This is a genomic window from Bacteroides clarus YIT 12056 (genome assembly GCF_900129655.1).
In the GTDB taxonomy this organism is placed as follows: Bacteria; Bacteroidota; Bacteroidia; order Bacteroidales; family Bacteroidaceae; genus Bacteroides; species Bacteroides clarus.
Window position 1 is genome coordinate 49,205 of record NZ_FQWK01000002.1, and the last position, 16,471, is coordinate 65,675.

Here is a 16,471-nt window from a genome sequence, read left to right on the forward strand (position 1 = left end):
AATGAAAAAAACAAGAGTCCATAATAGCCTGATACAAAAATAGGAATATAAAAAAGAGACGATTTTAAGATTTTATTCAAATCCTTGAAGAATCGTCTCACAGAACAAAACAGTATGTCATTTATGTAAATAAATCAGTTCTATTCCAATATCCTTTCCTTGGTTCCTACTGTATTTCTTTTCAATCGGATTATTCCAATGTTCCAGAACCCCAAGACTTTTAACTCCCGTACCATCACGTTCAGGATCATAAAAAGTATTCGACAACGGCAAATCCGCCATTGCAGCCTCTACCAAATACATATCACAATAGTCTACATCTGCCATGCGAGGGAATTCCGAACTTAAAAAATCAATTCCGACTGCATCAATGGCAACCGGGTCTTGAGAGGCAAAAAGCGAACAAGGCCAATTATTATTAAAGGGGGGCATTTTCCATTTCCCGGAAGGAGCTCCATTGACATTTTCAGAGCCATACAATCCATCTATCAAGAAAAGCATAGTTTTTTGTCCCAAATCTTTATGGGCAATAAAATCTGTAAATGTCATATAACGCGGTTTCCCACCACGGTCTTGATTGAAATTATTATGCTGGTTCTTACGGAAGTTACGATCTATATCCGTTACTCCATACCAATTCTTGGCACAAAGAGTTACCCCCTGTCCGCCATGCCCTTTTAATAGTGCCATATTAATAAGGTAATCAGCCTCTATTACACAGTTTGCCAGACCACGAGCCAAACGACCATTATCTTTCGAGTAGGGAATAGCATCTGCTGTATAAGTCGATTTTGTACGCCCTGCTCCACCTTCATTATCCAAATAGATTACATCCGGAAATTCTGCATGGCATTTATTAAACAATGCATCTGTTATAAAACGACTGGCATCAAATACTGTTATCTGTTCTTGGGGGATTCCACCCTCATTAACAAGGCTTCTCAACAAAGCAAGTGTCAAATGTGGTGATGCATTCAGTTGCTCACAATCCTCATGCGAAAAAGAGTTGTTTTGATTTATTTTAATAGCAATTTTCTCTCCTTTCCCATATCCTTTCCTCCCTTTCCCATGTTCCTGGTTAAACGAAATAAAAAGTGCGTTCCACGCAGCTTTCTCTTTCGTTTCTCCGGTCAATGACAGAATGGAATTACTCATTAGCCAATCGGCGTCTTCCTGATTATTCCAACGGTCTTCATACCAGAATCCTTCACCTTTCTTCCAAGTTGCCGCCCCCGGAGCATGCACCCATGCAACACGTCCCGGGTATATACCTTTCGGACTACCTATCGGATTATTCTTCCCCCATGCCATACGAGGTTCTGGCACAGGCAAAACCGCCTGCGCCAATAACTGTGCACTATTTTCCACCAATGTCATTGTACCAAAAAAGCACAGACAGAGAAAGAAAAATACGCTAACGAAGATTTTCTGCTGACGAACCGCTCCCAATAGCTTTCGTCCGCTCCACCAAGTAGCGGTAAACGATAACATATAAGTAACAAACGCCGACATCATTGGAGCCGCTGCCTGCATACAAGGATAATAAGCACGAGACGGTTTAGGTATTACCCTGATAAGGAACCAAAGCGTTGACGAAAGTCCCAATCCCCAAAGAAGTAATATTCTCATCTTTTTTGAAGAAAATTCTCCCTTCTCCGTCTTTTCTCTAAAATATAAATAAATTCGTTTCATTACTCCGTTATTTTTCATCTACCGCTAGTAGCTTGTTTTCGGCTATTCCCCGGATACAATTTTATAAAACGTACACCATGGGGCGCTATATCTGTTACAAACTCCACATCAGATGTTGCAATATCCTGTTGCCGCCAAAGGTCACGTACCGTTTGTTCCCCACGAATACCTACAGATTTCCAAGTGAGAGTTCCTTTAGCCATCGTATTGCCCCGGTTGAATAAACCAACAGCCATTGAACCGTCTTCCAACGGTTTTGCGTAAGTGACAATATTTCCCTGTTCAGCAATCACGATCCCCTGTTTTCCCATAGGATCCTGATTTACTTCAATTACTTCATCATTGGTCAGCAGGCTCAATGTAAAGTCGTCCAATTGTGCCATATCACATCCTATCAACAAAGGTGAAGATAACAATGCCCATAAACTGATATGTGTATACTGTTCATCGGGTGTCAAACGGGTATAATGAAGCTTAGGTCCCCAACCTACCATACCTACCACCAACATATCCGGATCAATCCAATGTCCCGGACCAACAAAAGGCGCCCATTTGGTTTGATTAAATCCAAGACGACTCATGCTCTCCCAAGTGTCTTTTATATCTCCTGTTGTACGCCAACAATTAGCAAGTCGTTCCCATTGAATAGCATCTCCCCAAGGAGCACTATTGGACAGACTGAATACGACATCACGATTATGTGAACGTAATGCATCGTGCATCTCCGTTACATGATAGACATCATTCGGATTCCAATCATACTTCAAATAATCCATTCCCCACTCCATCCATTGCCGGACATCGTTCTTTACAAATGAATATTTACCATGATGATAATTAACTCCATGTTTTGTTTGTTTAGTGGTGTCTACATAACGATAATACTCATTCGCGTACCTTTCCACCCAATCATAAGTGCCATCAGGGTTATCACAATAAGCGCCTATGTGTCCTGCATACGTACCAACCCACGGTCCGGAATAGATACCAATCTTTAATCCCATAGCATGAACGGCATCAGCAAGCCCTTTCATATCCGGGAATTTACTGTTAGTCATCACTCCATTGTACTTACCACCACGAAGTCCCTGCCAACCGTCATCAATATTAATATACTGCCATCCATGATTAATTAAACCTTTTTCTACCATTGCTTTAGCTGAACTAAGCACCTTTTCCTGGCTCACCGCATGCCCCCAACAATTCCAGCTATTCCAACCCATAGGCGGGGTCAAAGCTATCTTATCCCCCACAACAATCTTAAAATTGCGTTTTGCCTCTCCCAAAGAGTTTTTAGCAATGAATGTTACAATATATTCTCCCGCCTTCTGAATACTTCCTGTAATTCGGCCTGTTTCCGTATTCACCTTCAAACCTTTTGGTAAATTTTCTACAGAAAAAGTCATAGGGCGAATACCCGTAGCCGGGATAGTATAAAGGAATTGAGAACCGGGACGTACACCAAAGACTTTAGCCCCGTTAATACGCGGTGTATCGGGAGCTTTGGGAGTCAGAATATATTTTCTCAAAGTATCCAAAGGAGATGCTTCTCTCGTGAATTTAGGAGTAGACAGCGACAAATCATCTTGACATGCATCATTATCTACATACTGCATTTGTGCAGAAGCAGATACCATTCCACTGAGGAATAGTATCCCTATACCGGTTATTAGTTTATTCATTGTTCTTAATTATTCTTAATTGTTCTACTTTATAACTACATTTTGACTACGAATAGCCTTCACATTTTCTTTATCTGTAATACCTTTTGTCACTTGCAAGTTATTTATCTCAGCGCCAATCACATCATCCAATACTACCGCATAACGGCCGTCTTTACTTTCCGCATTTATCTTACAGTTATTCAAGATAAATCCCTTGACGTGACGAGCCCAGAAACCAAAGGCGGGTTGAATCTTTAAATCCCCCACATTATAACGTCCCACTCCAATTTCAGGCGGACAAGCCTCTGCATCCTCCACTGGATTTCCGCCTTTCACTAATAAATCTATATCATGAAACTGTACATTCTCAATATATCCTGTATGCAACCCATTGGGCAAACGGAAAGTCAGACCGCCATCCACATTTTCCGTATCAGGAAGCTTGAAACCGGCAATGATAGGTGTTGCCTTATTCTGAGAACCATCGTATGCTTTCCAACGATCTCCACGGAAAGAGCTTCCGCCATATACTTCTTCAATATCCACTCCCTTTATAATTATATTTTCCACTTGCCCGATATTAGAGTTAGTAACCAACAATTCCTTGCGGGTCGCTCCATTTTCTTTAAACGTAAACGGTTCAACATTCGCTCCAAGTACTCTTCCACGATTAGATATAGAAATAAAGAACGGAGCGCGTGTACGACGCATTACTGAACGGGAGTGAATAGGACCGGTTTTACCGCTATTCAAATATACATTTTTAATATGAGCACCATCATTTGTCGAAATAGAAAAACCTGCCTTGTTAGCGCCCAAAACATAAATATTATCTATATATAAATCCTGAATATCATCAGCGGTCTCAGAACCTATCTGAAAGAGATTGCAATTTGTATCCCCCACAATATTACGCACCATATAATTATGTGCCGGCCGGGTAAAGCCTAACGAACAATCCGAGCCGGGTTTTATAATATCATCCGAACTCACGCGCGAATATATATTTGTTGCCGTCACATCATTACACGCCATAAAATCATATATATCACGAGCATTTTTCGGATGATGTTTCGCAAAATAAGTATCATGTACATGGATACCATCAGTGCCTGTTGCCAATAAAACAAAATGCCCTCCCTGATCTATGTGCAACATATTACTGGTATCATAGTTTCTCTGTCCGTTCTTCTCAATATAATAAGGTTCGTCTTTCTGCGGATCGTACCACATATCTTTATCTATATTCCAACCGCCTATTTCAATATTGGTACAAAGTTTCAAAGAGAACATTTTATCACAACGTTTTTCCGGTACATTATTCATTACGCGGTCGGTAGTAACAAGATTACCATTACCTGTGATACGCCCTGTACCTACAATCTTAACATTGTCTATACGTTCACCAAAAAACATGGCATTACGGAAGAAAGTATGCCCTACATCTTGCTTCGTCAAATAGTTTTCAGGGTCGGCATACGGGCGAGGGTCTGTTGGAGATAATCCCGAACGGTAAGCACGGTCACTGAACCAAGTCGTCTCCGGAGCATCTCCCCCAAGCATAGCCTGAATAGTAGCGTTACTACTCAGATTCAGCCACACATTACTCAACAAATGTACGGTACGAACATTATATGTTCCAGCCGGAAAATACAGAATACCTCCGCCCAAACCATTCACCTTTCTAATAGCGTGATTCAAAGCGTCCGTATCATCCGCTACCGCATCGCCCTTCACTCCTAATGTCTTTACATCCCACAAGCCTGAATAAAACCATGCGATATTAGAATCTCCGTGATTATCACCACCTTTTACTCTCAGTTTAAAAGCATACAGTTGATTAGGTTTCAAACGAGAAGCAGTGGTAAAATCATCATCCGGAAGTATCGAAACATTAACAGGCTCCCAGCTTTTTCCCATATCTTCCGACTTCAGCAACGTTACAGACAGGGCATCTTTAGGAGCAGTCCAATAGAATGTGGTAAACGATAAATCCCAGTCCTTTTTATAAGTAAAAGCACTCAATATAGTTCGAGTAAAATCAGCTACTGTAGTTACTCCTTTTAAAGTTGCCGTAGCGACCGGGCTGTTTAAGGCTTCAGGCTCTGAAGTGGTATATTCTGCGCCAAATGTGTAAACGCCCTTTGATGGTAAAGCTACACCGCTCATACAAAGCCTGATATCCGGTCCATTGGATGGACGAAAATCCAACTTCTTGAAGATTAATCGAGTACCGTTCTTGCCATCTTTCCTAATTTCGACCTCACCAACTTTATTATAAGAATAATTGGTACCAGTACGCCCTATAGATTGCTTGGGCAAGTCACGTAACAGAACTTCACCACGTCCTATTACATTGACCGTAGTATTATCCAAAGTTACATCAATTCCTGCCGGAATATGAATAGTCACTGTAGACATCGGAGTACGTTGTCCCGCATAAAAATCCAAAGATATTTTTCCTGCCGTTCGTATAGTGGCTTCTGTACGATCTAACTTTAACACAGGGGGTAACGCTCCCTTACGGATACCTATCGGCATACGTTTGCGAGACGATGCAGCAAGTAAATAATCCCCCCCTTCGGGTACGCCTTCTGTCTTTTCTTGTCCATTGGCTGTCAATAAGCGAAAAGTGCCTACACCGGAATCGGCTAATTGTTTTTTCAACTCCGTTACAGTCGGTAATGTAGAAACCAATCCTTGATTTTCAGGAGTATCTACTGTATAACGATACGTAGTCCCTTTGAACAATAATAAAGAATCTCCCGCCAATTGCCAAGGATATAATTCCTCCGCATGACTATTGATACTTACAATCCCTAAAAGTAAGGACAACCAAAATGTTTTTGATAGGAAAGTACACAATCCTTTTGCCATGTTTTTCATAATTTAAAATATTCAAATTGCAGAGCAAATATAAAAGATTAAAAATCAAATAAAAACAAGAAGTTCTCTGCAAAGGATACTTTGAGAAGAAAGTACAAAAGAATGGTACATTTTTATAAAAAGCGATTTCCACCTAAGGAAAACAATAACGGTCATTCAAAGAATATAAAAACAGTCGCCACTGGATATAAAAAAGGAAGTTAACTTCATGTCAAGCATGATATTAACTTCCTTTCTTTATGATATTAACTTTTTGCGATATATCTGTTAACTTCTCACGTCTAAGCAAGTTAACAGAATATTCCGCAAACTATTTTCCAGCTTATTTCTTTGCGGGAGAAGAGTATCTTGCATTCAAACCGTCCAAGATTTCACGGGTAATGTTATAAATACTGTCGGCATACAACAGATTGTCAAAGCCGGTATTGCTGATAATCATACTGTAACCCTTGGTCTTGTTATATTCCTTCAAAAAAGCGTTGATAGAGTCACGCAACTGCAAACTGTTCTTTTCGTTCTCGCTCATCAGTTCAGACTGCAATTTATTACCCAAGTTCTGCAAGTCCTGTTCCAATTTAGCGATACGGTTATATTCCTGTTGAGCGCGCTCCTGTGTCAGATAAGCATTATTCTGGACTTTAGTTTGGAATTCTTGTTTCTGACGGTCAAGGTCCTTAGCTTTCTGGTTCAAAGTCAAACGTACATTTTCGCTCTTCTTTACCATTGCTTCATTTAAATCGACGCAGTAGTTATATTTTGCCAAAAGCGTATCTATTTCTACATAAGCAATTTTCATTCCGGATAGTCCGGCTGCTTGTGCTGATGCGTTTGTCGTCTGATTATCCGCTTTACCAGCGCATTGAGAAAATAAAACGATTAGTGCAAGAGCTGCCAAACCGTTTACGAGGTAGTTTAATCTCTTCATAATTTGTAAAAATATTGATTTTAGTTTATTTAGTTCATACTATCGTTTAAGGTTTTCTCCAGTTCGTCAATAGAGAAACGGCTCTTCTTTTGTGCATCTCTGTCTTGCGACTGCACGCACCCGATTCCTCTATCCCGCATCGCTTTATTGCCGCTAACGTGTCCGTTAGGAAATCTGCCGCCTTTCACAAAAAAGACCTTTACGCCCAATAAAACAATGCAAATAGCAACTATTAACAAAGTTATCAATAATGTACCAAGCATTTCCATTAATTTTGTTGCACAAAACAGAATATCATTCGGCAAAACGCATTTGAATTTTGTTTTTACTTTTAGATTGCACTGTTTTGTGGGTGCAAATATAGGGCTTTGGTTGGACTAAGCATCCTTTTTTACTCTAAAAAAAGAGAAAGGGAAATAAAATAGCCAATCAATTTAACCAACTTTAGCAATGAGAGGTTAATTCGTACAAGAATTGAATTTCAAAAACAGAAGATTAGAATACACATCAGTGTGTCCTGTCTGCTATAAACAATAAGATATGGAAAAAAAAGACTTGAAACCGGCCGGCGTGTTCCACTATTTTGAGGAAATCTGCCAAGTGCCGCGTCCTTCCAAGAAGGAAGAAAAGATTATTGCTTTTCTAAAAGCATTCGGAGAAAAACATAAGTTGGAGACAAAGGTTGATGAAGCCGGAAACGTACTGATTAAGAAGCCTGCCACTCCGGGCATGGAAAACCGTAAAACTGTCGTACTCCAGTCTCACGTGGACATGGTATGCGAAAAGAATAACGATGTGAAACATGATTTCCTCACCGACCCTATCGAAACAGAAATAGACGGAGAATGGTTAAAAGCCAAAGGTACGACGCTGGGAGCGGATAACGGCATCGGTGTAGCAACCGAGCTGGCTATTCTCGCTGACAACAGCATTGAACACGGCCCTGTCGAATGCCTGTTCACCGTAGATGAGGAAACAGGACTGACCGGCGCCTTTGCCTTGCAAGAGGGCTTCATGAGCGGTGACATTCTCTTGAACCTCGATTCCGAAGATGAGGGAGAACTGTTCATCGGCTGCGCAGGCGGTATAGACTCTGTTGCCGAGTTTACTTATAAAGAAGTAGACGTGCCTTCCGGATATTTCTCTTGTAAAGTACAGGTAAAAGGACTGAAAGGCGGACATTCCGGTGGCGACATCCATTTAGGACGCGGTAACGCCAACAAATTACTGAACCGTTTCCTGAGCCAGGCTTTCAAAAAGTACGATATGTATCTCTGCGAAATAGACGGCGGTAACCTGCGTAATGCCATCGCACGCGAAGCGCATGCAGTCATCGCCATCCCCGAAGCAGACAAACACGCGTTACGCACCGACTTAAACGTATTCGCCGCCCAAGCGGAAGCAGAATATGCGGTAGCAGACCCAGATTTACAGTTTACTCTCGAATCGGAAAATCCCCGTACCAAGGCTATCGATAAAGATACGACTAAGCGTCTGTTACAAGCCCTTTATGCAGCTCCGCACGGAGTATATGCCATGAGTCAGGATATTCCGGGCCTGGTAGAAACTTCCACCAACCTGGCATCCGTAAAAATGAAACCGGACAATATCATCCGTATCGAAACCAGCCAGCGCAGCTCTACCGAGTCTTCCAAACAGGACATCGCCAATATGGTACGCACCGTATTCGAGATGGCAGGAGCAAACGTTTCCTTCGGCGACGGCTATCCGGGCTGGAAACCCAACCCGCACTCGGAAATTCTGGAAGTCGCAGCCGAATCATATAAACGGCTGTTCGGTGTAGACGCTCAGATAAAGGCCATCCATGCCGGACTGGAATGCGGATTATTCCTCGACAAGTATCCCTCTTTGGATATGATTTCCTTCGGTCCTACCCTGCAAGGAGTACATTCGCCCGACGAACGGATGCTTATTCCCACCGTACAGAAATTCTGGGATCATTTGCTGGATATATTGAAACATATCCCCGCCAAGAATTAATGAACATACCAATACGGAGATACAAAGAAAAGATGCGGAGCAAAAAAAGAAGTGCTCCGCTTCTTTTTATCTCTCTATCCGCTTTAACGCTTCTTACTTTCGCATCTTCTTTATACGGACAGACAAAGAAAGACACCCTTACCTTTCGCGTCATGGGTTATAACGTAGAAAACCTGTTTGATTGCCGTCATGACACCCTGAAAAACGATTATGAATTCCTATCCGATGCCGTCCGGCACTGGAACTACTCTAAATACAAAAAGAAGTTAGACGCCGTTGCACGTGTTATTATTGCCGTAGGCGAATGGTCTCCGCCTGCATTAGTAGCCCTCTGTGAAGTAGAGAATGACAGTGTATTGCGTGACCTTACCCGTTACTCTGTCCTGCGTGAAGCCGATTACCGTTATGTCATTACACACTCTCCCGACGAACGGGGTATCAATGTAGCGCTGCTTTATCAAAGGGGACTTTTTAAATTACTGTCCGGCCAAAGCTATTCGGTAACGAAAGCCCATAAAAGCAACCGCCCCACACGCGATATCCTTCATGTCAGCGGCTTACTTTTAAATAAAGACACGCTGGATGTATTTGTCGTTCACTTTCCGTCCCGTTCCGGCGGGGCTAAGGCGTCCGAGCCCTACCGTCTGTCAGCCGCACAAAGATTGAAGGAAGTAACAGACAGCCTGTTCCGGGTCCGTACTCACCCTCAAATAATCGTTATGGGAGACTTCAATGATTATCCCTGCAATAAGTCCGTACAAAAGATACTGAGAGCAGGAGTTCCGCCGATAGAAGCGGATTCTTCAGACACCCGCGCTCTTTACCATCTTTTAGCAAGAAAAAACATTGCCGACAAACATTTCGGCAGTTATAAATATCAAGGAGAATGGGGACTGCTCGACCATATCATTCTTTCCGGCAACCTGCTAATAACAGATTCTCCGTTATCTACCGCAGAAGCTAAAGCCGGCATATTCAGTGCTCCTTTTCTTCTGACTGAAGATAAGAAATACGGAGACAGCCAGCCTTTCCGCACCTACTACGGTATGAAATATCAAGCGGGATACAGCGACCACCTTCCCGTATGGGCGGAGTTTACATTACGATATTAATCGGAATACTGATAGAGCTTCAAATCAAACTTACCCACCATCACCAGCAAGTGGTCGAAAATATCGGACTGAATACGTTCGTATTCCTTCCACACCTTATTACGCGAGAAGAAATAGACCTGAATGGGAACTCCATAGGTAGTAGGTTCCTTTTGGCTGATAATTAAATCCAAATCCTGATTTACAACCGGGAGACTGCATAGATACCTTTCAATATAGATACGATAAAGCTGTGCATTGGTAGGCACTTCCCCTTCGGCCGGCTGATAATCCGCCATTAAAGGAACATCCTTACGAATGGTATCCAGCATATCCGGAGTACAGAATTTCAAGGTAGTCATATCCAGATAAATATTCTTATTCACACGACGCCCGCCACTCTCCTGCATTCCGCGCCAGTTTTGGAAAGAGTTATTCACCAATGTATAAGGCGGTACGGTAGAAATCGTATTATCCCAATTCCGTATTTTCACCGTGTTCAAAGTAATTTCTTCCACAGTACCGTTGGCGGTATTATTGGGCAAGGCTATCCAGTCGCCGATGCGCAGCATATCATTGGCGGAGAGCTGCACCCCCGCCACAAATCCGAGAATACTGTCTTTGAATACCAGCATCAACACAGCCGCCGACGCCCCCAAACCCGCAAACAAAGTCATCGGGGATTTATTCACCAGCACCGCAATGATAATAATACCGCCGATAAAGAACAATAATACCTGCAGAACCTGCACAAAGCCTTTCATCGGACGATTCTTCTGTTTGTCCCTTGCATTGTACACATCCAGCATCACCAGCAGCAAACCATTGATAGTAAACAGTATTGCGGCGATGATATACACCGCACATATTTTCTGTGAGAACTCCAGGATTTCCTTCCCCCGCACAAAGGCCAGAGGTAATAAAAAATACACCAATATACCGGGCAGGATATGAATAAGATGATGCACTACCCTGCGCTTCATCAGCAGTGTATTCCACTGGTGGGGCGCGCGCTTCGTATAATGCCTCATCCCTCCTACGAATATGGCCTGACACAGATAATCCAGCCCTATTGACACGCCTATCATCAATACGGCAATTATCGTTTCATCAAACATGTTCGCAAGTTTCGGGTCTACTCCCCAATCGATGAGGATTTTATTCATCCAGCTTCCTAAACTCATCATAAGTATCTGTTTTATTAGTCTATCGATAAAGATAACAAATCAAAAGGAAAGATGTTTATTTACTCTTTGCCCGGAAGAAGCTGGCATAAAAGAGACGCTACAACAAGGTTCGCATCAATGCGTAAACCAGAATGCCGAGCGTGGTAATCCCCCCTACCCAGATTGGAACAAGGATATGCTTATAATGCTCTTGCCGCTTATATCGGCACAACCGGCTGAAAAGCCAGTAACAGAGAGAAGCGCCTACAAAGCCGACAAAAGCGCCTACAAATAAATCACCCGGATAATGCACTCCCAGATAAGAACGGGAATAGCATGTCAACAACGCCCATAACATAATGAACCAGTTCAAGGAGCGGTTACGAAACAGATAGAACAAGAAGAAAGCCAGCCCGAACGTATTGGCGGCATGGCAGGATGGAAAACCGTATCGTCCGCCCCTATAACCGTTTACTATCTGTACGAACTCCGAGATAGGATTCTCCAGGTTCGCCGGACGGGGTCTGCATACCAACGGACGGATAACAGTCGCTCCCATCTGGTCGGCAAAAGTTATCGTCAGCGCAATGGCCACTGCGCAGCCTATGGCCACCTTCCAATGCAAGTTACGTACTATCACATAGAAAAGAGCTACATACAAGGGTACCCAAATCCACTTCCCGCTAAAGGCATACATGAAAAAGTCCGCCCATTCGGCACGCCATCCGTTGATAGCGAGCAACAGGTCGGTATCTATTTCCACCAACCCCGACAAAACATCCGCTAATATCATTCTATCTTTTGGCTATATCGTCATACAACTTCTGCAGATAAGCCTGTCCCAAAGAAAGGTTCTGTCCTTTCTTCGAGCCTTCATCCACGGCTATTGCATCCGCTTCATTATTAAATATCAATTGATTGTCCGGAGTCACAAAACCGAAAGCGTCCGGCACGGTGAAGAACGCGAAATGAGGAGAAGCCGGATTGAGCATGTCTTTACTGAACGTAAACTCGCCATGCGGCACCGACAACTGCGCCAATAAGGTAGCGGCAATATCCTGCTGGGAACCGTAAACATCGATACGCCTCGGTCCGCGTACCGCACCGCCCACCATTAACAAAGGAATCTGATACCTGTCTATTTCAAGATTGCCGATATGTTCGGGATAGGCTCCCAAATGGTCAGGCACAAGTACGATTACCGTGTTCTTCCATTGCGGCAACTCACGGAATTGCTTCACAAAGTCACCGATACAGCTATCCGTATATGCAAAAGCATTCAAGCGTTCGTTCTCCAAACGGCTGTAAGGAACTTCAAACGGCTCGTGACTGCTGGAAGTTTGCAGCACACGGAAATGCGGTGCATCTTTCCTTGCCAAACCGCTATCGGCGGCTTCCATTTTCAAATCGTCCAGCAAACGGCGGAATACGAGATGGTCGTGCACCCCCCACTTGCTCAAACGCTCCGACACCGGAAAATCCTGATCGGCAACAATATCCTCAAAGCCGGACGACATCAGATAAGAACGCATATTGGTAAAGTCGGCATCACCGCCATAGTAGTATTTCGTTTTATACCCCGCATTCTTCAAACTGCCTGCAATGGCAGGGATAGACTGCGTTTTACGGGGATATTTCATTATGCTGGTAGTGGGTTGCGCCGGATAACCACTCAAGACGGCAACCAATCCGCGGTCGGTACGGAAACTGTTCGCGTAGAAATTCGTAAAGAGCACACCCTCTTGCGCCAGACTATCCAGCTGTACCGCAACATCCGGTTCTCCCCCAAGCGTTGTCATAAGCCGTGAAGAGAAGCTCTCCATGATAACAAACAGCACATCGGGATGCTTTACCGTGAACAATGAACGCAAAGAGTCCGGAGCCTGCCGGAGCGCATCCGCCGCGCTGTCTTTCTTCAAGACAGCAGGGTCTGCCAAACCGGAGAAAATACGGTCGGCCGCATCCGCTTCCATAAAACGGTATTGACTGCCGAAGTCCTTTTGTTTGGAAAGGGATTCCATCAAACTGAAAGCCGGATTAATGGCAGCATGGTTCAAGCGTTGGTTAGTGCTGAAATACACCTTTCCCGTATTCATGGTGGAAACAGTGAAGCCGCCGCGAATCGGAATAAACAATAACCCGGTCAGCAGCAACAGCGCGCCCGACACCCTCAAACGCCGGTAAGGTATCTTCATGCGTCTGAACGCGCCTTTCCGCAACAGCACGATATAGAATATCCCATATAATACCGCCGCGTAAACAGCCATGGCAATAATTCCCCCGATTACCATCCAGACACTGACGCTTGCCACCGCATCTTTGGGCGAAGAAAAGAAATAAAACAAAGGAGTGGCGTCCAACCGGAATCCCCAGTATTCGTACAAGCCCAAATCGACGGTAAATATAATAGAGAGTAAAACGGAAACGAAGATAAAGTAACCGCACCATATACGGCGGAGAAGATTAGGCACAGCCCAGGCGGAACAGATAAAAAGCAATCCCGGAATAGCCGTCAGATAGCCTGCAAGCGACAAGTCCAGCGGCAGTCCGTGCCACATCACACCCAGCCATTCCGTCCACGAGACACCTTCGTACAACGGCCGGTAAAAGAGCATGAAAAACGGTTTTTGTAATGCGAATATGCAAACAAACAAGAAATATGTCTTGAGGAATCCTATAAGCCTTTCTTTCATCGGTGCTTTTTCTTAAACTGAATATATTCGGCAAAAATAAAGTTTTTTATTCTATTTCTCGCCAATATTGGTTAAGAAATACGTGAAAGATAGGCTTATAAGATTTTAAGAGTTATCCGTTTACACGTTTATAGTCTTCCAGAAACTTCTTTAATCCGGCATCCGTCAGCGGATGGTTTAACAGTCCTTTTATGGCGGAAAGCGGGCACGTAGCTACATCCGCCCCCACCTCTATGCACTGAATAATATGCGCCGTATGACGGATGGATGCCGCAAGTACCTGAGTGGTATAGCCATAATAGCGGTACATCTCCGCAATCTTACCCACCAGAGCGACACCGTCCTCACAGATGTCATCGAGACGGCCTACAAACGGCGACACGTAAGTAGCCCCGGCTTTTGCCGCCAGCAATGCCTGTCCTACGGAAAACACCAGCGTGCAGTTGGTGCGAATGCCTTTTCCCGAGAAGTACTTAATGGCTTTTATGCCGTCCGCGATGCAGGGCACTTTCACCACAATATGCGGATTGAGCGCGGCGAGCTCTTCACCTTCCTTAATCATACCTTCATAATCGGTGGCAATAACCTCCGCGCTGACGTCGCCCTGCACGATATTGCAGATATCCACGTAATGTTTGCGCTGGTTTTCCACCCCTTTGATACCTTCTTTCGCCATGAGCGAAGGGTTGGTAGTCACTCCGTCGAGTACGCCCATATCGTAGGCTTCCCGAATCTGGTCTAAATTTGCAGTGTCGATAAAGAATTTCATGATATAAATTGTTTAAGGATTGATTTCACAAATATAACGATTTACGGCATGGTTTGTTCTTTATCAGCGGGATATTTCAGCGGTTGCGTTTCAGGTACAGACGGTCGGTTATGGTGGCCGGCAGTTCGCTCTCGTAGTGGGTCACCATTATCATTGTCTTATCCCGGCGACGGCAAAAGGCTTCTATGATTTTCTTGACGCGACGGCGGTTATACGTATCCAGCCCATGCAGAGGTTCGTCGAGAATCAGCAGTTCGGGGTCTTTCACAAAGGCTCGCGCCAGCAGGGCAAGGCGTTGCTCGCCGCTGGAGAGTTGCAGGAAGGGTTTGTCCCTCAAATCGGCCACGCCGAAAATATCCATCCACCACTCGCACACAGCCATTTGGTCGGCATGCGGACGTTTGTACAGGCCGATACTGTCGTGCAGCCCGGAAGCTACGATTTCAATGGCCGGCAAGTTTTTCAGGTAAGCGCGATGCATCTCCGGACTGACGTAGCCTATATGCTTCTTTATTTCCCAAATACTCTCGCCCGTACCCCGCTTACGGCCGAACAGACTGATGTCGCAGGCATAAGATTGAGGATTGTCCGCGCATACCAGACTGAGCAAAGTAGATTTGCCCGCTCCGTTCTCTCCGCTCAACGCCCACTTCTGCCCGCGCAGCACCGTCCAGTCCAGCTCTTTCAGAATCGTACGGTCGTCGTAGCGGATACTGACTTTATTCAGCCGGACAACTTCGTCCGAAGTAAAGTTCGTGTTTTCGTAAGGAAGGTCGATAACGCGTTGCTGCAATTCGCTGAAAGAAACGGCATCGGCCTCGGCACGAATGGCGTCTTGCTCACGAAAAGCCTGCATATAAGCGGCACGCTCCATTTTCTTCCCCACCGCTTTATTATCCACGGGGACTACGTGGGTGATGAAAGACGGTATATCATCCAGCATGGAGAGCACCAGCACGATTTGCAGGGAGGCGAGTTGCGCCAGCTTCTCCAGAACCGTAAACAACAGGTCGCGTGTGGCGGCGTCCAGCCCGATGAAAGGATTGTCCATGATGAGGATGCGGGGAGCCGTGAGCAATGTTTTGGTCAACTGAAACTTACGGAGTTCGCCACTGGAGAGGAGAATGATTTTCTTATCGAGCATCGGTTCGATACGGAAAAGGTCGAATAGCTGTTGTTTGAGAGCCTCGTCCTTTACCTCGCCCAACAGTTCGCGCACCATTGGGGCATCTTCCTGGTCGTGGGCATTCCAGCGCTGCTGATAGTAGTAATTGGCATCGGCGGAGCCGTAGGTATCGCGGAAAGCGATGTACTTGATATTGTCGTAAGCGGTTTGCGTGACGGAGGGACGGAAATCATATGTCAGAGTACCGTCGCGCAAAGGGTATTTACCCGTAAGCAAATCCACCAACAGGCTTTTTCCTGCCCCGTTAGGGCCTACGACAGCGATATGTTCTCCGTCGAGAAAATCGAGAGTGACGGGTTGGGATAAACGGATAAGCGGATTGCGCGCTACGCCTCCCTCTATATATAAGGTATGTTGCTGCGTCATTTTAAATGGTTTTGTTTAGTTGACGCCGCAAA

12 protein-coding genes are annotated in these 16,471 nt (G+C 44.6%); 2 read left to right on the top strand and 10 right to left on the bottom strand.

All coding sequences use genetic code 11. The features are described 5' to 3' along the window. Window positions 1-117: 117 nt before the first annotated feature. The 5 genes from BUB52_RS02420 to BUB52_RS02440 all read right to left on the bottom strand — a co-directional run bounded on the left by BUB52_RS02420 (window position 118) and on the right by BUB52_RS02440 (window position 7,430). Window positions 118-1,692: a DUF362 domain-containing protein gene (locus tag BUB52_RS02420; protein WP_039950990.1), complete on the bottom strand. Its 1,575-nt coding sequence runs from the start codon at window positions 1,690-1,692 to the stop codon at window positions 118-120. Window positions 1,693-1,706: 14 nt separating this feature from the next. Next, window positions 1,707-3,374, bottom strand: a complete 1,668-nt coding sequence (locus BUB52_RS02425) for a putative Ig domain-containing protein (protein ID WP_009122370.1) — start codon at window positions 3,372-3,374, stop codon at window positions 1,707-1,709. Window positions 3,375-3,398: 24 nt separating this feature from the next. After that, entirely contained in the window at window positions 3,399-6,242 is a 2,844-nt protein-coding gene (locus BUB52_RS02430) for a glycosyl hydrolase family 28-related protein (RefSeq protein ID WP_009122371.1), read from the bottom strand. A gap of 322 nt (window positions 6,243-6,564) precedes the next feature. Next, window positions 6,565-7,167, bottom strand: coding sequence for an OmpH/Skp family outer membrane protein (locus BUB52_RS02435; protein WP_009122373.1), 603 nt, complete (start codon window positions 7,165-7,167; stop codon window positions 6,565-6,567). A 29-nt stretch (window positions 7,168-7,196) separates the two neighbouring features. Continuing rightward, window positions 7,197-7,430, bottom strand: coding sequence for a hypothetical protein (locus BUB52_RS02440; RefSeq protein ID WP_022218861.1), 234 nt, complete (start codon window positions 7,428-7,430; stop codon window positions 7,197-7,199). Between the two features lie 277 nt (window positions 7,431-7,707). Between BUB52_RS02440 and BUB52_RS02445 the strand changes: the two genes are divergently transcribed. Both BUB52_RS02445 and BUB52_RS02450 read left to right on the top strand, forming a co-directional pair. Beyond that, window positions 7,708-9,168 carry an aminoacyl-histidine dipeptidase gene (locus BUB52_RS02445; protein WP_009122375.1) on the top strand — a complete coding sequence of 487 codons (1,461 nt, stop codon included), beginning with the start codon at window positions 7,708-7,710 and terminating at the stop codon, window positions 9,166-9,168. Further along, entirely contained in the window at window positions 9,168-10,280 is a 1,113-nt protein-coding gene (locus BUB52_RS02450; RefSeq protein WP_009122376.1) for an endonuclease/exonuclease/phosphatase family protein, read from the top strand. Before BUB52_RS02445 ends, BUB52_RS02450 begins: the two co-directional genes overlap by 1 nt. Here the strand turns inward: BUB52_RS02450 and BUB52_RS02455 are convergent. The 5 genes from BUB52_RS02455 to BUB52_RS02475 all read right to left on the bottom strand — a co-directional run bounded on the left by BUB52_RS02455 (window position 10,277) and on the right by BUB52_RS02475 (window position 16,439). Next, entirely contained in the window at window positions 10,277-11,446 is a 1,170-nt protein-coding gene (locus BUB52_RS02455; protein ID WP_009122377.1) for a mechanosensitive ion channel family protein, read from the bottom strand. The genes BUB52_RS02450 and BUB52_RS02455 overlap by 4 nt on opposite strands. Window positions 11,447-11,543: 97 nt before the next feature. Next, window positions 11,544-12,218, bottom strand: coding sequence for a phosphatase PAP2 family protein (locus BUB52_RS02460; RefSeq protein WP_009122378.1), 675 nt, complete (start codon window positions 12,216-12,218; stop codon window positions 11,544-11,546). A gap of 1 nt (window position 12,219) precedes the next feature. Continuing rightward, a complete protein-coding gene (locus BUB52_RS02465; RefSeq protein WP_009122379.1) occupies window positions 12,220-14,118 on the bottom strand; it encodes an LTA synthase family protein in 1,899 nt (632 codons plus the stop codon). A 112-nt stretch (window positions 14,119-14,230) separates the two neighbouring features. Then, window positions 14,231-14,887, bottom strand: a complete 657-nt coding sequence (gene fsa, locus BUB52_RS02470; protein ID WP_009122380.1) for a fructose-6-phosphate aldolase — start codon at window positions 14,885-14,887, stop codon at window positions 14,231-14,233. 76 nt (window positions 14,888-14,963) lie between these two features. Further along, the gene (locus BUB52_RS02475) at window positions 14,964-16,439 is read right to left on the bottom strand and encodes an ATP-binding cassette domain-containing protein (RefSeq protein WP_009122381.1); all 1,476 of its coding nucleotides are present in this window, start codon (window positions 16,437-16,439) and stop codon (window positions 14,964-14,966) included. Window positions 16,440-16,471 lie beyond the last annotated feature (32 nt).

Excerpts from the sequence above, each read along its gene's own strand:
- BUB52_RS02420 (WP_039950990.1), bottom strand. The coding sequence starts at position 1,692 with ATGAAACGAATTTATTTATATTTTAGAGAAAAGACGGAGAAGGGAGAA.
- BUB52_RS02425 (WP_009122370.1), bottom strand. The coding sequence starts at position 3,374 with ATGAATAAACTAATAACCGGTATAGGGATACTATTCCTCAGTGGAATG.
- BUB52_RS02430 (WP_009122371.1), bottom strand. The coding sequence starts at position 6,242 with ATGAAAAACATGGCAAAAGGATTGTGTACTTTCCTATCAAAAACATTT.
- BUB52_RS02435 (WP_009122373.1), bottom strand. The coding sequence starts at position 7,167 with ATGAAGAGATTAAACTACCTCGTAAACGGTTTGGCAGCTCTTGCACTA.
- BUB52_RS02440 (WP_022218861.1), bottom strand. The coding sequence starts at position 7,430 with ATGCTTGGTACATTATTGATAACTTTGTTAATAGTTGCTATTTGCATT.
- BUB52_RS02445 (WP_009122375.1), top strand. The coding sequence starts at position 7,708 with ATGGAAAAAAAAGACTTGAAACCGGCCGGCGTGTTCCACTATTTTGAG.
- BUB52_RS02450 (WP_009122376.1), top strand. The coding sequence starts at position 9,168 with ATGAACATACCAATACGGAGATACAAAGAAAAGATGCGGAGCAAAAAA.
- BUB52_RS02455 (WP_009122377.1), bottom strand. The coding sequence starts at position 11,446 with ATGATGAGTTTAGGAAGCTGGATGAATAAAATCCTCATCGATTGGGGA.
- BUB52_RS02460 (WP_009122378.1), bottom strand. The coding sequence starts at position 12,218 with ATGATATTAGCGGATGTTTTGTCGGGGTTGGTGGAAATAGATACCGAC.
- BUB52_RS02465 (WP_009122379.1), bottom strand. The coding sequence starts at position 14,118 with ATGAAAGAAAGGCTTATAGGATTCCTCAAGACATATTTCTTGTTTGTT.
- fsa (WP_009122380.1), bottom strand. The coding sequence starts at position 14,887 with ATGAAATTCTTTATCGACACTGCAAATTTAGACCAGATTCGGGAAGCC.
- BUB52_RS02475 (WP_009122381.1), bottom strand. The coding sequence starts at position 16,439 with ATGACGCAGCAACATACCTTATATATAGAGGGAGGCGTAGCGCGCAAT.